This is a genomic window from Bradyrhizobium sp. Mp19 (assembly GCF_029952935.1).
Taxonomy (GTDB): Bacteria; Pseudomonadota; Alphaproteobacteria; order Rhizobiales; family Xanthobacteraceae; genus Bradyrhizobium; species Bradyrhizobium elkanii.
Map to the genome: position 1 here is coordinate 25,581 of NZ_JASAUT010000029.1, position 17,095 is coordinate 42,675.

The following is a 17,095-nucleotide window of genomic DNA, read 5'->3' on the forward strand; positions in this document are numbered from 1 at the left end:
TACGGGGCAAACGTGTCTTCCAGGCCGGCATGAATGACTTCGCACAGTCGATCACGGCGGCAGCTTCCCTGATAGCCGGTCGCGATCCGGTCCTGCTTGGGATCGTCGCATTGTCGTTGCGTGTCAGCCTGCTGGCGAGCCTGCTCGCGCTGCTGATCGGCGCGCCGATCGGCGGCTGGCTTGCGATATCGAGATTTCGCGGACGGCAGGTGGTGATCGTGCTCGCCAATGCCTGTCTCGGCCTGCCGCCGGTCGTGGTCGGCCTCGGGCTTTACCTTCTGCTGTCGCGATCCGGACCGCTGGGCTTCGCCGGGTTGTTGTTCACGCCGACGGCGATGGTGGTGGCGCAGGTCATCCTGGCGACGCCGATCGTGGTTGCGCTGGTGCATCGTCCGGTCGCGCTGTTGTGGGCGGAATATGCCGACCTGATCCGCACCGACGGCCTGTCCCGTCTGCGCAGCCTTGCGCTGGTGTTCTCGCTCGGCCGCGCCTCGCTGCTCACCGCATTCCTCGCCGCGTTCGGCCGCGCCATCGCGGAGGTCGGCGCCATCATCATCGTGGGCGGCAATATCAGCGGCTATACGCGAACGATGACGACCGCGATTGCGCTCGAGACCAGCAAGGGCGAGCTGGCGCTCGGTCTCGGGCTCGGCGTCATCCTGCTTGCGCTGAGCGTCAGCGTCAGCACGATCGCGTTTCTGCTAGTGCGCGGCGTTGGGGAAAAATAGCTGTTCGCCGCCGACCTTGTAGCCGGCGATGGCCGACTGCCCGGCCTGCGAGACCAGCCAGTCGATGAAGGCCTGGCCGTCCGCCGCCTTCACCGTCGGATGCTTCGCCGGATTGACCAGCATCACGCCGTACTGATTGAACAGCCGCCGGTCGCCTTCGGTCAGCACGGCGAGCTCGCCGCGGTTCTTGAACGACAGCCAGGTGCCGCGGTCGGACAGCACATAGGCATTCGACGCCGACGCCATGTTGAGCGCCGGACCCATGCCTTGGCCGATCTCGCGATACCATTGGCCTTTCGCCGAGCCGAGATCGACGCCGGCCGCTTTCCAGAGTCGCAGCTCGGCCTCGTGCGTGCCGGAGTGGTCGCCGCGCGAGATGAAGGCCGATTTGGTCGCGGCGATCTTGCGCAGGGCGTCCGCGACATCCTTGTCGCCGGCGATATGCGCCGGATCGGCCTTCGGGCCGACGATGACGAAATCATTGTACATCACGTCATATCGCCTGGTCGCAAAGCCCTCGGCCAGGAACTTCTCCTCGGCCACGCGATCATGCACGAACACGACGTCGGCATCGCCGCGCCGTCCGATGTCGAGCGCCTGTCCGGTGCCGACCGCGACCACCTTCACGGCAATGCCCGAGGCTTCCGAGAAGCGCGGCAGCAGATAGCCGAACAGGCCGGACTGCTCGGTCGATGTCGTCGAGGCCACGATGATGGACCGAGGCTGCGCGAGCGTGGGACCGGCGAACAACAGCGCGGCGGCGATGAGGAGGTTTCGAACGAACGATGTCATGTGAATACTGCTTACCGGAGAATGATGTCGGTCACCTTGCCGCATTTCGTCCGGTGACGCAAAGCAGGCGCGATGTCGCGCGCTGCGATCGGCGGTGTTAGGGTCGCCCCGAACGAAGCATGAAGAAGGGATATCGGATCATGGCAGCAGAGAAGGTCGCGCTCGTTACCGCAGGCGGCAGCGGCATGGGAGCGGCGGCGGCGCGGCGCCTCGCGGCCGATGGTTTCCGCGTTGCGATCCTGTCGTCGTCGGGCAAGGGCGAGGCGCTGGCGAAGGAGCTCGGCGGCCTCGGCTTCACCGGTTCGAACCGTTCCAACGATGATCTGAAGCGCGCCGTCGACGGCGTGGTGGCGCGCTGGGGCCGCATCGATGCGCTGGTCAACAGCGCCGGCCACGGCCCGCGCGCCGGCGTGCTCGAATTGACCGACGAGCAGTGGCACACCGGTCTCGACGTCTATCTGATGAACGTGATCCGCCCGACGCGTCTCGTCGCGCCTCACATGCAAGCGCAGAAGTCGGGCGCGATCGTCAACATCTCCACCGCCTGGGCGTTCGAGCCGAGCGCGATGTTTCCGACCTCGGCGGTGTTCCGCGCCGGGCTCGCCGCGTTCACAAAACTGTTCACCGACAGCTACGCCGCCAGCAATGTGCGCATGAACAACGTGCTGCCGGGCTGGATCGACAGCCTGCCGGCAACCGACGAGCGCCGCCACAGCGTGCCGATGAAGCGCTACGGCAAAGCGGAAGAGATCGCCGCAACCATCAGCTTCCTCGTCTCCGACGGCGCGGGCTACATCACCGGCCAGAACATCCGCGTCGATGGCGGATTGATGCGGTCGATTTGAGGACTTGCCGAACGACCGGAAAGTGAAGCTAGCCGGCGTCGCGCTGAAATCGCCGCCCAGGGTGTAGAAGATGATGGCCCGGAAGAGTGTTGCGACGCAATCCAAGAAACGGCGCGAGATCGCTAAGTGCGCGACGTCGCGCGCTTTCGCCATACCCGCAAGTCAGCCATGACCTTTATGCTCGCGCCCAGCACCAGTGCGCACAGCGCAGCCTTCGACACCGTCTCCATCGTCCCCTCGACCAGCATGCCATGGATCACGCTGCCTGCGACGATGATCACCGCAAGCGACATATGGGCAAGGCGCCATGTTCGCGGTCGCAGTCGCAATCGCCGGCGCAGTGCCGCCAACAGCGCGACGGCGAAGATGGCCCACATGGCGATCACACCCCATGGGGAGAACGGCGTCGGCGATGAGAAGAGCAGGGCGTCGATCATGTCCGGCGGACTAGTGATCCAAAGGCCGGCGACATGGATCACCACCGCCGCGACCAGCGCGCCTCCAATCCAGTGGTGTGCTCGCCGTCCGCGATAAGCGGCCAGTCCCGGCAAGTATCCGCCAATCAGCAAGGGCTGAACGAGCGCAAGACCCAGCGCGATAATCCCTGCGAATCCCGCCAGGATGTAGACCGGACCGCGCCATGCGAGCAGTGGGCTCGCCGCTGCCGCGGCGATCGGCACGCAAACGGCGGCCACAAGGGCGGCCCAGATCAGGGTCGCCCGGGCCAGTCTCATCCTGTTTGATCCCAACCCAGTCAGGCCGGTTGAAGCACGAAATGCGCCTCAAGGCTGGTATCTTTTGCGCTCCGCATCACGGGACGCAGAAAGACGGTTTTGAATTCACCGCTGTCATAGGCGAGGTGACCATGCGGTTGGCCGAAGATCGGAATGATCTGCGGGATCTCGAGACGAAACGCCCCGTCCTTGTCGGTAAGCGTGGCGCCATGGCTCTGCGGCTCGTGCTCCTGCCCTTCGGTCGTGTGCGCCCAAATCTGGATGCGCTGCCCGGCAAGCGGAGCCCCGTCGCCGGCGCGGCGTACGGTGCCGCTCATCCAGAAGCCGCCTTTGCCGATCCGATCCACGATCGGCGCACCCTTACGGTAGTTGTTCGACCCGCCCGCCATCGAGTCTGTCGGTGCGAGGCCTTCAGCGCGGGCGGGTAGCAGCAGCCCGGCAACCCCGATTGCCAGGGCGGAGCCGCCAGCGGCGAGCAGGATGCGACGGTTGAACACGACGGTGGTCATGTGGATTCTTCCTCCTGGCGACCGTGCAATTGCTCCGTCCAAGCTACAACAACAGCCGCGAGGTGCCCAGCTGAGGGACGCGGAGGGCGCGATAGGTCGCAGAGTTGTGAATGGGCGTGGCGGCCGCTCGACCCGCGTCATTGGCGAAGCAAATCGATGCCTCCGTATATGCGGTGCGGTGGGATTGCGTCGGTTCGCGCGCAGTGATGGAATGCGGCGTCGACCTTCCGTCATGTGCCCGAGCCCGCAGCAACACCACTTGCGTCTACGCGCTGCGCGGCGCGCTCCAGGCCGCGCGCGTCATAATTGCGGCGACCTCTGATTGCGTTTGTCGTGATGACAAACTGAAAGCGCAGGGCTAGCCTTCCGTCAAATCAAAACATACGGGAGGAATGGCATGCCAGACGCAGCAGTTGCAGCACGCGCTTCAGACTCCACGCAGAGCGGAACCACGCAGCAAGTCGACGTTGCGGTGGTCGGCGCCGGCTTCGCCGGACTTTACCTGCTGCATCGATTGCGCAAGGCGGGCTTCTCGGCGGTTGCGCTCGAAGAGGGCGCCGACGTCGGCGGCACCTGGTACTGGAATCGTTATCCCGGCGCGCGCTGCGACATCCAGACTATCGACTACAGCTACACCTTCGATCCCGAGCTCGATCAGGCCTGGACCTGGTCGGAGAAATACGCCACCCAGCCGGAAATCCTGCGCTATCTCGGCTTCGTCGCCGACCGCTACGATCTGCGTCGCGACATCAGGTTCGGCACCAAGGTCACGCAGGCGACCTGGAATGATGCGACCTCGCGCTGGCAGATCTCGACCAACAACGGCGCCAACGTCGCGTGCCGCTACTACATCATGGCGACCGGCTGCCTGTCCTCGCCGAAGCCGCCGGAGATCGACGGCGTCAAGGATTTCAAGGGCGAGATTTATTTCACCGGCCGCTGGCCGCATCAGGGCGTCGATCTCAAGGGCAAGCGCGTTGCCGTGATCGGCACCGGATCGTCGGGCATTCAGTCGATTCCTTTGATCGCCGAGCAGGCCGCGCAACTCACCGTGTTCCAGCGCACGCCGAATTTCGCATTGCCTGCGGGCAACGGCCCGGCGCCGGAGGATCGCAAGACGTATTTCGAGAGCGACCGCGCCGCCTATCGCGAGCAGGCGCGCCAGTCGATGGCCGGCGTGCCCTATCCGCAGCAGACCGTGGTGAGCTGGCAATTGAGCGACGCCGAACGCCGCGAGCGGTTCGAGAAGGCGTGGGCGGCGGGCGACCTCGTCCACATCCTGACCCAGCTCTGGGCCGACCAGGCGGTCGATGTCGACGGCAACAGACTGGTCGCCGATCTGATCCGCGAGAAGATCGGCGCCGTGGTCAAGGATCCCGAGACGGCGGCGGCGCTCGCCCCGCACGATCATCCGTTCGGCGCCAAGCGTCCCTGCCTCGATACCAATTACTACGCGACCTACAACCGTCCGAACGTGACGCTGGTGAATCTGCGGCAGGAGCCGATCAAGGGGATCACCGCCAGCGGCATCTTCACCAACGGACGCAAGTTCGATGTCGACGTCATCGTGTTCGCCACCGGCTTCGACGCGATGACCGGCGCGATCATGGCGGTGCATCCGATCTCCGGCCGTGGCGGCAAGTCGTTGTCGGATGTCTGGGCGCATGGACCGCAGACCTATCTCGGCGTCACCGTCGCGGGCTTCCCCAATCTGTTCATGATCACCGGTCCCGGCAGCCCGTCGGTGCTCTCGAACATGGCGGTCTCGATCGAGCAGCATGTCGACTGGGTGGTCGACCGCATCGCCGCGCTGCGCGACGCCGGCTTCACCACGATGGAAGCAACCGACACCGCGCAGGCCGGCTGGGAACGCCACATGGCCGATTGCGCGACGCTGACGCTGCATCGGCTCGCCAACACCTGGTACACAGGCGCCAACGTGCCCGGCAAGCCGCAGGGCGTGATGCCTTATACCGGCGGCGTCGGCCCGTATCGCAGCATCTGCAACGAGGTGGTCGGCCGCGGCATGCTCGGCTTCAAGCTCTCGGGTCCCGGCGTTGCCGAGCAATGCAATGACGGCGAGATCGTGCGCCTGCAGCCGGACGTGCGGCTGGTGCTGAATCTGCTCGGCGAGATGAACCTGCCGCCGCTCGAGACGATGGGGGCGCAGGGCGCGCGCGACTTCCTCACCGAGTTCAACAAGGGCCGTCCTGCCGGCCGCCCGGTCGGCGAGGTCGGCAGCGGCATGCTGCAGGGCGCGGACGGTCCGCTGCCGTACAAGCTCTACCGGCCGGCGACGCCGGGCCCGCATCCGATCGTGGTGTATTTCCACGGCGGCGGCTGGGTGCTCGGCGACGAGATGTCGGACGATCCGTTCTGCCGCGACCTGTGCCGGCGCACCGGCATGATCATCGTCAGCGTCGGCTATCGCCATGCGCCCGAGCATCGCTTCCCGGCCGCGGCCGAGGACGGCTATGCGGCGGCGCGCTGGATCGCGGCCCATAGCGCCGAGCTCGGCGGCAGGGCAGGGCCGCTGCTGGTCGCTGGCTGGAGCGCCGGCGGCAACATCGCGGCCGTCACCTGCCAGCTCGCGCGCGATCGCGGCGGGCCTGAGATCGCGGGCCAGCTCCTGATCTGTCCGGTCACCGACTCCACATTCGACCGGCCGTCCTATATCGACAACGCGGCCGGCTATTTCCTGACCCGCGGGCTGATGTACTGGTTCTGGGACCTGTACTGCTCGCCGGCCGACCGCACCGACCCGCGCGTCGCGCCGCTGCGCGGCAAGCTCGAAGGCCTGCCGCCGGCGTTCATCGCGACCAGCGAGTTCGACCCGCTGCGCGACGAGGGCATCGCCTATGGCGACGCGCTCGCCAAGGCCGGCGTCAAGGTCGAGCAGCTCAAGGCGCAGGGCCACTTCCACTCGTCGTTCGTGATGGTCGACGTCATCATCACCGGCGTTGCCGGCCGCGTGAAGATGGCGAAGGCGCTGCGGCGCTTCGCCGGCCTGCCCGAGGAGGTCGAGCAGGACAACGTCGCCGCGCCGGAGGTCAACGCGGCGGCGAATTAGATCGGGTTTGAATTGCAGCCGCGCTCCCTCTCCCGCTTGCGGGCACTTGCGGGGGAGGCGCGTTGCGAAAATATCGAAAACAACCCCATGCAAAGGAGCCGGCGGTGGCAGGCGTTCGACCAAGCCACTTGACGCGTCGGGCAACTCACGGATATATTTCTAATATGCCGAAATCATGCGGACGCACGCTCGCCTCAGCGTGCATATGGCATTTGCGTGCTTCCGTAACCGACGTTTCCACGTCGTTATGGCCAATAGCCATATGCGATAGCCCTGCGCTTGCGGGGGAGGTGCAGCAGTCTGCTGCGAGACCTTTCAACCTGACTTCATCCTGCGCTAACCGAGCTCGAACGTCGTGACGCCGAACACGCGATCAATCCGCAATGGCGGGATCGCGCCGGTATACATCCGCGCGGTCTCGAACACCGGTGACAGCCCGAGGTTTTGCGCCAAGGCGACGGCGTCGCGGTTGATCGCGGGGACGTCGAGGAAGATCTCGCCGCCGCCTGCGCTCGCGAGCAATGCCGACAGGATGGCCTCGGCGCCGGCACCGTCATCGGCAACGAGCGGGCCGATCTTGCGGCCGGTCCGGCAGGGGCGGATCACGCCCCAGCCGGCCAGCCTGCCGTCGCGCATCAGCGCGCGCCCGACATGTCCTGATGTATTGATCCAGGCGCGCAGGAAGGCGGGGCGCGGGGCCGGAAACACCGTGGCATCATCCGCCTCGATCAGCGCCATCGGTAGATCGGTCAGCGCGACCGTACTGTCGCTCGGCGCAGGCACCGCGGTGACCGTGCCGCCATAGCGCACATTGGCGTAAGCGAGCGCGAAGCCGGACTTCTGGTAGTTCGCCTGCTGCGCCACCACACCATCGAGCCCGATCACGCGCGGGCGCGCATGCGCGATGGCCGCATTCCAGATCTTCAGGCCGTGGCCGCGGCCGCGCAGGTCCGGGCGCACGATGTAGAAGCCGAGGAAGGAAAATTGCGTGCCGTAATTGACGCAGGAAATCACCGCGGCAGGCTCGCCATCGAGCTCGCCGATGAAGAAGCCCTGCGGGTCCTCGGCGGCAAAGCAGGCCGCATCGGCGAGACCGGGATTCCATCCCTCCGCGGCGGCCCAGTCGATCGCGAGCGCGATCTCGTCGGGCTGCATCGTGCGTATGATGATTTCGTTCATGGCCGATGATCTCTTCTCGCCGGTGTTGTTGATCGTGCACATCGATGGCGGGAGAGCAATCCCTTTGGGGCCTAAGGAATCTGCGTCCGTCATGCTGAGGAGGCCGCCAACAGGTCCGTGCAAGGTGCGGCGCCATGCTCAGGCGATCTGCAGGACGAGGCTGACCAGTTCGGGCTGGCGGTGCGTGCCGGTTTTGGCGAAGGCCGACTTCAACTGGTTGCGTGCCGTGTCACGAACGATTCCGAGCCGTTCGGCCGCGTCGGCGATCGAGAGGCCGCCCGCGAGCAGCGCCACCAGCCGCGCTTCTGCCGGCGTGAGGTCGAATGCCTGCGCGATCAAGCCGGGCTCCGGCATCGCGCGTGGCGTCAGATTGACGAAGACCAGCATCGCCCGCGCGCCGAGGAAGACGTTGCGTGCCGCACCGTCGACCGGCAACACGCGCAAGACCACCGGACCCTTGTGCGTACGGCGGATCAGGATTGGCTCGATTGGCAGTGCCGCGCGTTCGGGTGCGGCGCGGATCAGATCGACGACTTGATCAAACCGCGCCTGTGCCGCTCTGTCGCGCACGATCAGCCGGCGATCCCTGATCCTGATGTCCGCATCGAAGCCGGCATCGGCGGCTGCGTTGTGATCGATCACGAGGCCGGCGCGGTCGAGTACGGCGGCCGGCTGCCGCACCCGATCGAGGATACCGGTCATGGAGGCGAGCGCGATGCGGCCGACCACGGTCGACAGTGTCGCTGTCTCCGTCAGGCGCGGCCCCAGTTGCGCCAGTAGCCGCGTCTCGCGTGTCTCGAAAAGTCCCTCCTGTCCGGTGCGCTGCAACGTCAGCACCCACGGTGCGCTGTCGGCCCAGAAGCCGATGCCGGCGAACCATTTGAAGCCGAACGGATACAGCACCTCATTGTACATCGGATCCGACCGGATCTGCTCGGGCGTCAGCAAGTCCTGATCGGTGATCACTTCGCCGGCCATTGCTCGCGGAACGCCTGGCGCGCGCGAATCCTGCTCATGCCAGTTGTGTGCGAAGTAGAGCTGCACCATCTCTTCGGTCGACGCCGTGCGCGGCACGTCCGGTGTCCGCACGTCGCTTTGCAGCAGCACGGCGCCGGTTGCGCCCACCACTTCGCAGATCGACGTCATGATGTCGGTCCACGCCGTCGGGTCGACCACTGCGTCCCCCAGCCGCGCCATCACGCTGGACATTTGGTCTGGGTCGATATCCCCGTTCATGCAGGGAATTGTCGCGCGAGGTGGCGTCGCGCGACAAGCGCCAAGTTGCGGTCCTTCCAAAAGAAATAGTCGGATTGGATCATCACTCGCCGGTCTTGCGACGGCCGGGGATCAATCCGCCTGCTTCGGCCGGTACGCCGCGAAGAACACGCGCGTCGCGCTGTCGACGACGGTTGCGATCCGCTCCGGCGAGGGCGACGGCCTGGCCTGGAAGATGAACGCCTGAAACAGCGTCGCCTGGCACATCTGCATGAACTGCCAGGCCGCGAGCTGGTAGTCGTCGATCACGAGCTCGCCGAGCGCGGCGCGCGCCTCGAGATAGGCGGCGAAGCGGTCGACGGTGTGGGCGATGACGTGGGTGTAGAACCGGCTGCCGAGCTCGGGCATCCGCTCGGCGATCGCCATCACGGTGCGGATCGCCGAGCCGCCGCCGGGCCGGCACAACACCGCGACATAGGCGCGGCCGAATTCGGGAAGGGTGGTGTCGACGTCGCGCGCCGGATCGAAATTGAAGACGACCTTGCCCTGCTCGAGCTTTTCCTCCTCGACGATCGCCGCGAACAGCCCGGCCTTGTCGGGGAAATAGACGTAGAGTGTGCCTTTGGAGACGCCGGCGGCGCGCGCGATCTCGCCCATGCTCGCGCCGTCAAAGCCGAGCTCCAGGAACACCTTGCGGGCGCCGTCCAGGATCTGGCGGCGTTTCGACGATTCCTCCTCGCCGACGGACTGGAGGGAGGTTCGGGGCGCTGCAACCATTGATTTAGCTTCTCGGGAAAGAACTCAACCCAGAGTAGGAAAGGGAAGAATCGAAGCTTTATAATCTAACAGGCGGAATATAGATTGACCGAACCGTTCGGTCAATGGTATCTCAGGAGTGACGATGCGCCGCACGACCCTTATTCCGCCATCGCGCGCGTCAAGAATTTTTGTGGGGAGCCTCGGCTATGGCCGCAGCACGGGACCAGGCTGCACGCATTGTTCGTTCCGAGCCTGAGATGGCCGAGGACGCGGTCGCGCGCGATGCATCCGCCGATGTCGGCGAGCAGAGCCGTGCTGATGAAGCCAAGCGTCCCGCGGAGGCGCCGCCCGCTTCTGCGCCCGAGCAGCCGGCGGCTTCGCCCGCTGCGGCGCCAGCGCCGAAATCCGGCAAGCGCAAATTCGTGATGATGGGCGTGGTCGGCCTGCTCGCGCTCGCCGCCGCAAGCTATGCCGCCTATTATCTGATGGTCGGGCGCTTCTACGTCTCGACCGACGATGCCTATGTCCGCGCCAACAACTCCATGCTCGGCGCGCGCGTCGCGGGGCATATCGCGGCGATCCTGCCCGGCGACAACGCGCTGGTGCGCGCGGGCAACGTGATCTTCCGGATCGATGACGGCGACTACCGTATCGCGGTCGACGCCGCGCGCACCCGGATCGCGACCCAGCAGGCGACGATCGAGCGCATCGGCCGCCAGGTTGCGGCGGCGGTGAGTTCGGTCGAGCAGGCTCAGGCGCAACTCGTGTCGGCGCAAGCCGGCCTGAAGCGCGCCGATCTCGATTTCGACCGCCAGCAGGCGCTCAGCACCAAGGGTTTTGCCTCGCGCGCCACCTTCGAAGTCTCGGAGGCCGGCCGCGACCAGGGCGCGGCCAGCGTGCGATCCGCGCAGGCGGCCTATGATGCCGCCAAGGACAATGTCGAGGTGACCAAGGCGCAGCAGGCCGAGGCCCGCGCCCAGCTCGCCGAATTGCAGACCCAGCTCGCCAAGGCCGAGCGCGATCTCGAATTCACCAATGTCCGTGCGCCGGTCGACGGCACCTTCTCCAACCGCCTGGTCAACACCGGCGACTATATCAATGTCGGTCAGCGGCTCGGCAACGTGGTGCCGCTCGACGGCGTCTACATTGACGCCAACTATAAGGAGACCCAGCTCAAGCGCATCCGCACCGGGCAGCGCGTGACGATCAAGGTCGACGCCTACGGCTTCCGCAAGTTCACCGGCCTCGTCGACAGCATTTCGCCGGCGGCTGGCTCGGTGTTCACGCTGCTGCCGCCCGACAACGCCACCGGCAACTTCACCAAGATCGTGCAGCGCCTGCCGGTCCGCATCCGCGTGCCTGCCAGCGTCGCCAGGCAGGGCCTCTTGCGCGCCGGCATGTCGGTCTACACCACCGTCGACACCCGCGAGGGCGCGGCGGATGCCGATGCCGAAACCGATCTCGACGCGCCGATGATGATCCATCCGCAGTGATGTCTTGAGAGCAGGCGGCATATGACGTCTGATCGGAGAATTGCCGCATCAACTGTCCACCTCTCCCCTTGTGGGAGAGGTCGGATTGCATCGCCAGATGCAATCCGGGTGAGGGGTTCCGGCCTCTCGTGGGACCTGCGGCCCTCACCCGCGCCTTCGGCGCGACCTCTCCCCAACGGGGAGAGGTGTTAGGAAGCAGCGAGCTCATAGCCCATGGCCGATACGACCACTGCTTCGCCCTCGATGATGACCGGCGCCTCGGAGTCGGAGCGCCTCCAGCCGAAACGGGTGGTTGCCTTCATCATCATGGTGTTCGGCATGTTCATGTCGATCCTGGACATCCAGATCGTCTCGGCCTCGCTGTCCGAGATCCAGGCCGGCCTGTCGGCCTCTTCGACCGAAGTGTCGTGGGTGCAGACCGCCTATCTGATCGCCGAAGTGATCGCGATTCCCTTGTCCGGATTCCTGTCGCGCGCGCTCGGCACAAGGCTGTTGTTTGCGATCTCGGCGTTCGGCTTCACCGCCTCGAGCCTGCTGTGCGGCTTCGCCTCCTCGATCGAGCAGATGATCCTGTGGCGCGCGCTGCAGGGCTTTCTTGGCGCCGGCATGATCCCGACGGTGTTCGCCTCGGCCTACACAATCTTCCCGCGCACCAAGTTCCACATCGTGGCGCCGATCATCGGCCTCGTCGCGACGCTTGCGCCGACGGTTGGACCGACGGTCGGCGGCTACATCACCGATCTGATGTCGTGGCACTGGCTGTTCTTTATCAACATCGTGCCTGGCGTCATCATCACGGCGGGCGTGCTGGCACTGGTCGATTTCGACCAGCCGAACTTCGCGCTGCTCGAGCGCTTCGACTGGTGGGGCCTGATCTTCATGGCCGGCTTCCTCGGCTCGCTCGAATATGTGCTGGAGGAAGGTCCGCAGTATGAGTGGCTGCAGGACACCTCGGTCGCGGTCTGCGCCGCGATCGGCTTCGTCTCGGCGGTCGCGTTCTTCTGGCGCGTCCTGACCGCGGAGGAGCCGATCGTCGATCTCTACGCCTTCTCCAACCGCAACTTCGCGGTCGGCTGCGTGCTGCAGTTCTGCATCGGCATCGGGCTCTACGGCCTGACTTACGTCTATCCGCGCTATCTCGCCGAGATCCGCGGCTACAGCGCGCTGATGATCGGCGAGACCATGTTCGTCTCCGGCGTCACCATGTTCTTCATGGCGCCCGTGGTCGGGCGGCTGATGCAGAAGGTCGATTTGCGCTATATCATCGCCTTCGGTCTCGTGACCTTCGCGCTCGGCTCCTGGCAGATGACCTGGATCACCCGCGACTATGATTTCTACGAGCTGCTGCTGCCGCAGATCCTGCGCGGCATCGGCATGATGTGCGCGATGGTGCCGACCAACAACATCGCGCTCGCGACATTGCCGCAGGACCGCGTCAAGAACGCCTCCGGCCTGTTCAACCTGATGCGCAACCTCGGCGGCGCGGTGGGGCTCGCCGTCATCAACCAGGTGCTCAACGACCGCACCGATCTGCACATCTCGCGGCTGCATGACCGCGTAACCTGGGGTAACACCACCGCGGTCGAGACCCTCAACATGTTCACCCAGCGCATGCAGGGCATGGGCGATTCCGCCATCATGGCGATGAAGCAGCTTTCTCAGATCGTGCACCGCCAAGCCGCGGTGATGGGCTATGGCGACGCTTTCTTCATGCTGTCGCTGTTCTATGTCGCGCTCAGCCTTCTGGTGCTGTTCGTCAACAAGCCGCCGTCGATGACCGCGAGCGGCGGCGACGCGCATTAGGTGGTGTCATTTGTTCTTCGTAGCCCGCATGAGCGAAGCGACATGCGGGACCGATCTCAGCAGTTCATCACCAAACGTGACGCGGCCCCGGATATCGCTTCGCTCATCCGGGCTACGAAAGTGTGCCGCTGTCGCGGGCTGAGCGCATCGGATTCGCGCGCGGGCTGCGCCCGGTCGCGTGAATAGCTGATATCGTCGACACATTGACGCACTCACGCCGAAGTTACCTTGCCAATCGCGCGTGATGCATTTATAAGCAGCGCTTCCTTACTCGAACCGGGGAGATGCGCATGAAGTCGCTTATTTCGCAGATCGCGCGCCCGCGTTCGACGGTGCTGGACGCCTTTACGCGTTAGCTCCCGGCGCTGATCGGGCCTGATCCCCGATCAGCAAAACTTCCCAACGATTTATCGACAATTTCCAGCGGCGCTCGCGGTCGGATTCCGTCCGCACGTCGCCTCAGATGGAGCCGGCACGCGCTGCAAAAGCGTGGCCGGAATGTGCCATGACCTCTCTGACGACCCAGCGGCCGGCTGCGATCCGGATCGTGCTTCCCTTTGTCTTCCGCCATTGGCTGGAACAGCCGCTCCGTGCCTCCGCGGTGACGGCGGGATTCCTCGGCGCAACCGCGGCCGACCTGTTCATGCCGGTGTTTTCCGGCCATCTGGTCGACGCGCTGACCGCGGGCGCCACCGATGCCGCCGCGCGCCATGCGGCGATGCTGGCGTTCGGCGCCATCGTCGGCCTCGGCGCGCTGTCGCTGGTGCTGCGGCTGGTCGGTATCCAGACCATCGTGCCGTTCACGCTGAAGACGATGTCCGATGTCGGGCAGCAGGCCTTCATGCGGGTGCAGCGCTTCTCCACCGACTGGCACGCCAATTCGTTCGCCGGCTCCACCGTGCGCAAGATCACGCGCGGCATGTGGGCGCTCGATTTGCTCAACGACACCATCCTGATGGCGCTGCTGCCGTCGGCCGTGGTGCTGGTCGGCTCGATGATCCTGCTCGGCGTGCATTGGCCGCAGCTCGGCGCGGTGATCGCGGTTGGCTCGGTGATCTATGTCGCGATGACCATGGTGTTCCAGGTGCGCTACGTGGCGCCTGCCGCGCGCGTTTCCAATGCGTGGGACACCAAGGTCGGCGGCACGCTGGCCGACGCCTTGACCTGCAACGCGGTGGTGAAGTCGTTCGGTGCGGAGACGCGCGAGGACATGCGGCTCGATGGCGTCATCAGCCGCTGGCGCCGGCGGGTGCGGCGGACCTGGTTCCGCTACAACCACACCTCGACGGCGCAGCTCGTGGTGCTGCTGTGCTTCCGCGCCTCGGTGATCGGCGGTGCGATCCTGCTGTGGGCGCAGGGCCGCGCCACGCCGGGCGACGTCACCTATGTGCTGACCAGCTACTACATCATCCACGCGTACTTGCGGGATGTCGGCATGCACATCAACAATTTGCAGCGTTCGGTGAACGACATGGAGGAACTGGTGCAGATCCATGGCGAGCCGCTCGGCATTGTCGATGCGGATGACGCTGGGACGATCGACATCCAGGGCGGCCGCATCGTGTTCGACGACGTCACGTTCCACTATGGCGGCCATCGCCGGCCGCTCTATGACGGGCTGTCGGTCGACATCGACGCCGGCGAGCGGGTCGGCCTGGTCGGGCGCTCCGGCTCCGGCAAGACGACCTTCGTCAAGCTGGTGCAGCGGCTCTACGACGTCTCCGCTGGCCGGATCCTGATCGACGGTCAGGACATCGCCAGGCCGACGCAGCAATCGCTGCGCAGCCAGATCGCGATCGTGCAGCAGGAGCCGATCCTGTTCCACCGCACGCTGGCGGAGAACATCGCCTATGGCCGGCCGGGCGCCGGCATGGAGGCGATCGAGCAGGCGGCGCGGCTTGCCAATGCGCACGACTTCATCATGCGGCTGCCGAAGGGCTACGGCACGCTGGTGGGCGAGCGCGGCGTCAAGCTGTCGGGCGGCGAGCGGCAGCGCGTGGCGCTGGCGCGCGCCTTCCTGGCGGATGCGCCGATCCTGATCCTGGACGAGGCGACCTCGAGCCTCGATTCGGAATCCGAGGCGCTGATCCAGCAGGCGATGGAACGGCTGATGAAGGGGCGGACCTCGATCGTGATCGCGCACCGTCTCTCAACGGTGCGCAGCATGGATCGCATCCTGGTGTTCGACCGCGGCGAGATCGTCGAGCAGGGCACGCACGAGGTGCTGGCCGCGCGTCCCGGCGGCATCTATCGCGGCCTGTTCGAGCGCCAGGCGACCGAGTTCGGCCAGGCCGCGGCTGAGTGAGCGATGACGCGTGGCTGGAGCGTCGGTTCTGATTGGATCAGAACCGACGCTCTCGCATCGCCCGCGCTATTTCGGCGCCAGCCCGTTCCACACCAGCGCGACGCCGGACAGGAACAACAGCAGCAGCACGACGTCGGAGAAATTGCGGTCGCTGAGCGCGTGATAGAGCCGCGCGCCGAGCCAGGCGCCGAGCAGCGTCCCCGGAAACGCGCACGCCACCAGCCAGATCAGCTCGGGCTTCACAAGGCCGCTTGCGATCTGCACGCAAAGCGCGGCCGCCAGGATCGTGAAGTTGAAGATCTGGAACACGCCGCGGCGCTGCTGCTTGCCCCAGCCGCGCACGCTGGCCCACAGGATCGGCAGCGGGCCGGACAGTCCCGCGAGGCCGCCGAGGATGCCGCCGGCAAAGCCGATCGCGCCGTCGGCCCATTTGCCGCCGAAGGCGATCGACATCGGCTTGCGTTGCAGGAACAGCGCGGTCGGAAACACCAGCAGGAAGACGCCGATCGTCAGCTTGAAGACTTCAGGATCGGCCCGCGCGATCAGCAGGATGCCGATCGGCACGCCCGCGAGGCCTGCGATGACGAACGGCCAGACCAGGCGAAAATCGATGCTCTTCCAGATCGACGGCAGCGTCGAGAGCTGCGCGATGACCGAGCAGACCAGCACCAGCGGCACCGCGAGTGTCGGCGGCAGCACATAGAGCCAGATGCCGAGCGCCATCAGCGCCGTGCCGAAGCCGGCAAGGCCGGAGACGAAACCGCCGGCAAGCGCGCCGAAGAACAGGATCGCATAGCTTGCCGGCGTCATCCTCATCTCGTTCTTATGATCGTTGCCGGGACGTTTACACGACGCAAGCTGTCGGTACACTTCAAAATCGCGGCTCATCAACGATAATCGGAACGGAAGCATCCCATGACTGCGAACTCGCAAAAAACCTTTCTGGTCTGTCACGGCGCCTGGTCGGCAGGCTGGGCATGGAAGAAGATGCATCCCCTGATGCAGGCCGCCGGGCATCGGCTGGTCACGCCGAGCTACACCGGGCTCGGTGAGCGCGCGCACCTTGCGCATCAGGGACTCGACCTCGAAGCGCATATCCAGGATGTGCTCAGCGTCATCAGTTACGAAGACCTGCACGACATCGTGCTGATCGGGCACTCCTATGGCGGCATGGTCGCGACCGGCGTCGCCGACCGGGTGCGCGAGCGCGTCGCGCAGATGATCTACATCGACGCCTTCGTGCCGCGCGACGGCCAATCGCTGTTCGATCTCAACGAAGGGGCCATCGAGACGATGCGTGAGCTCGCGAGCGACGGCGACGGCTGGCGTATTCCGCCGATGCCGGTGCCGCCGGACACGTCCGCCGCCGACGTCGCATGGCTGGCCGCGCGGCGCGTCGACATGCCGATCAAATGCTTCGAGCAGAAATTGAGATTGAAGCACGGCGAGACGAGCCTGCCGCGCAGCTACGTCTACGCCACCCGCGCCACGCAGGCCGACACATTCCGCCAGTTCGCCAGGCGCATCAAGAACGAAGCCGGCTGGCGCTATTTCGAGATCGACGCCAGCCATTCGCCGAACGTCACCGCGCCGGAGGCACTGATGGCGATGCTGCAGGAGATCGTCTCGTGATGAGCCGTCGTACCGTACAACGCGCAGCATC

At 65.6% G+C, this 17,095-nt stretch carries 14 protein-coding genes; 7 read left to right on the plus strand and 7 right to left on the minus strand.

The features are described 5' to 3' along the window. Positions 1–29 precede the first annotated feature (29 nt). Positions 30–728 (plus strand): ABC transporter permease, encoded by a 699-nt coding sequence (locus QJT82_RS27400; protein WP_016845814.1) that lies wholly within the window; start codon positions 30–32, stop codon positions 726–728. Here QJT82_RS27400 and QJT82_RS27405 read toward each other — a convergent pair. Then, positions 702–1,520, minus strand: a complete 819-nt coding sequence (locus QJT82_RS27405) for an extracellular solute-binding protein (protein ID WP_028342216.1) — start codon at positions 1,518–1,520, stop codon at positions 702–704. The genes QJT82_RS27400 and QJT82_RS27405 overlap by 27 nt on opposite strands. A 140-nt stretch (positions 1,521–1,660) precedes the next feature. Between QJT82_RS27405 and QJT82_RS27410 the strand changes: the two genes are divergently transcribed. Further along, a complete protein-coding gene (locus QJT82_RS27410; protein WP_028342215.1) occupies positions 1,661–2,365 on the plus strand; it encodes an SDR family oxidoreductase in 705 nt (234 codons plus the stop codon). 122 nt (positions 2,366–2,487) lie between these two features. Here QJT82_RS27410 and QJT82_RS27415 read toward each other — a convergent pair whose 3' ends face one another. Together QJT82_RS27415 and QJT82_RS27420 are read right to left on the minus strand one after the other, a co-directional pair. Beyond that, a complete protein-coding gene (locus QJT82_RS27415) occupies positions 2,488–3,099 on the minus strand; it encodes a ferric reductase-like transmembrane domain-containing protein (RefSeq protein ID WP_028342214.1) in 612 nt (203 codons plus the stop codon). A gap of 20 nt (positions 3,100–3,119) precedes the next feature. Then, positions 3,120–3,608, minus strand: coding sequence for a twin-arginine translocation pathway signal (locus QJT82_RS27420; protein WP_028342213.1), 489 nt, complete (start codon positions 3,606–3,608; stop codon positions 3,120–3,122). 397 nt (positions 3,609–4,005) lie between these two features. Here QJT82_RS27420 and QJT82_RS27425 point away from each other — a divergent pair, with 397 nt between their 5' ends. Further along, on the plus strand, positions 4,006–6,678 hold the full coding sequence (locus tag QJT82_RS27425; protein ID WP_028342212.1) for an alpha/beta hydrolase fold domain-containing protein: 2,673 nt from the start codon (positions 4,006–4,008) through the stop codon (positions 6,676–6,678). 336 nt (positions 6,679–7,014) lie between these two features. On the opposite strand, the gene QJT82_RS27430 is transcribed toward QJT82_RS27425, so the two are convergent. From QJT82_RS27430 to QJT82_RS27440, 3 genes are all read right to left on the minus strand, one after another. After that, positions 7,015–7,857: a GNAT family N-acetyltransferase gene (locus tag QJT82_RS27430; RefSeq protein WP_028342211.1), complete on the minus strand. Its 843-nt coding sequence runs from the start codon at positions 7,855–7,857 to the stop codon at positions 7,015–7,017. A gap of 138 nt (positions 7,858–7,995) precedes the next feature. Beyond that, a complete protein-coding gene (locus QJT82_RS27435) occupies positions 7,996–9,066 on the minus strand; it encodes a helix-turn-helix transcriptional regulator (RefSeq protein WP_028342210.1) in 1,071 nt (356 codons plus the stop codon). A 138-nt stretch (positions 9,067–9,204) separates the two neighbouring features. Further along, on the minus strand, positions 9,205–9,849 hold the full coding sequence (locus QJT82_RS27440; protein ID WP_028342209.1) for a TetR/AcrR family transcriptional regulator: 645 nt from the start codon (positions 9,847–9,849) through the stop codon (positions 9,205–9,207). A gap of 188 nt (positions 9,850–10,037) precedes the next feature. Between QJT82_RS27440 and QJT82_RS27445 the strand changes: the two genes are divergently transcribed. The 3 genes from QJT82_RS27445 to QJT82_RS27455 all read left to right on the plus strand — a co-directional run bounded on the left by QJT82_RS27445 (position 10,038) and on the right by QJT82_RS27455 (position 15,432). After that, positions 10,038–11,324, plus strand: coding sequence for an HlyD family secretion protein (locus QJT82_RS27445; RefSeq protein ID WP_028342208.1), 1,287 nt, complete (start codon positions 10,038–10,040; stop codon positions 11,322–11,324). Between the two features lie 213 nt (positions 11,325–11,537). Beyond that, the gene (locus tag QJT82_RS27450; protein ID WP_028342207.1) at positions 11,538–13,127 is read left to right on the plus strand and encodes a DHA2 family efflux MFS transporter permease subunit; all 1,590 of its coding nucleotides are present in this window, start codon (positions 11,538–11,540) and stop codon (positions 13,125–13,127) included. A 505-nt stretch (positions 13,128–13,632) separates the two neighbouring features. Further along, entirely contained in the window at positions 13,633–15,432 is a 1,800-nt protein-coding gene (locus tag QJT82_RS27455) for an ABC transporter ATP-binding protein (protein ID WP_028342206.1), read from the plus strand. Positions 15,433–15,498: 66 nt separating this feature from the next. Here the strand turns inward: QJT82_RS27455 and QJT82_RS27460 are convergent, their stop codons facing one another. Further along, positions 15,499–16,242, minus strand: a complete 744-nt coding sequence (locus tag QJT82_RS27460) for a sulfite exporter TauE/SafE family protein (protein ID WP_018273026.1) — start codon at positions 16,240–16,242, stop codon at positions 15,499–15,501. Between the two features lie 105 nt (positions 16,243–16,347). On the opposite strand from QJT82_RS27460, the gene QJT82_RS27465 reads away from it, so the two are divergent. Then, positions 16,348–17,064, plus strand: coding sequence for an alpha/beta hydrolase (locus tag QJT82_RS27465; RefSeq protein WP_028342205.1), 717 nt, complete (start codon positions 16,348–16,350; stop codon positions 17,062–17,064). The last annotated feature ends 31 nt before the right edge of the window (positions 17,065–17,095 follow it).

Coding starts and splice junctions, on each gene's coding strand:
- QJT82_RS27465 (WP_028342205.1), top strand. CDS start 16,348: ATGACTGCGAACTCGCAAAAAACCTTTCTGGTCTGTCACGGCGCCTGG.
- QJT82_RS27420 (WP_028342213.1), bottom strand. CDS start 3,608: ATGACCACCGTCGTGTTCAACCGTCGCATCCTGCTCGCCGCTGGCGGC.
- QJT82_RS27430 (WP_028342211.1), bottom strand. CDS start 7,857: ATGAACGAAATCATCATACGCACGATGCAGCCCGACGAGATCGCGCTC.
- QJT82_RS27450 (WP_028342207.1), top strand. CDS start 11,538: ATGGCCGATACGACCACTGCTTCGCCCTCGATGATGACCGGCGCCTCG.
- QJT82_RS27460 (WP_018273026.1), bottom strand. CDS start 16,242: ATGACGCCGGCAAGCTATGCGATCCTGTTCTTCGGCGCGCTTGCCGGC.
- QJT82_RS27440 (WP_028342209.1), bottom strand. CDS start 9,849: ATGGTTGCAGCGCCCCGAACCTCCCTCCAGTCCGTCGGCGAGGAGGAA.
- QJT82_RS27455 (WP_028342206.1), top strand. CDS start 13,633: ATGACCTCTCTGACGACCCAGCGGCCGGCTGCGATCCGGATCGTGCTT.
- QJT82_RS27400 (WP_016845814.1), top strand. CDS start 30: ATGAATGACTTCGCACAGTCGATCACGGCGGCAGCTTCCCTGATAGCC.
- QJT82_RS27435 (WP_028342210.1), bottom strand. CDS start 9,066: ATGTCCAGCGTGATGGCGCGGCTGGGGGACGCAGTGGTCGACCCGACG.
- QJT82_RS27405 (WP_028342216.1), bottom strand. CDS start 1,520: ATGACATCGTTCGTTCGAAACCTCCTCATCGCCGCCGCGCTGTTGTTC.
- QJT82_RS27425 (WP_028342212.1), top strand. CDS start 4,006: ATGCCAGACGCAGCAGTTGCAGCACGCGCTTCAGACTCCACGCAGAGC.
- QJT82_RS27410 (WP_028342215.1), top strand. CDS start 1,661: ATGGCAGCAGAGAAGGTCGCGCTCGTTACCGCAGGCGGCAGCGGCATG.
- QJT82_RS27415 (WP_028342214.1), bottom strand. CDS start 3,099: ATGAGACTGGCCCGGGCGACCCTGATCTGGGCCGCCCTTGTGGCCGCC.
- QJT82_RS27445 (WP_028342208.1), top strand. CDS start 10,038: ATGGCCGCAGCACGGGACCAGGCTGCACGCATTGTTCGTTCCGAGCCT.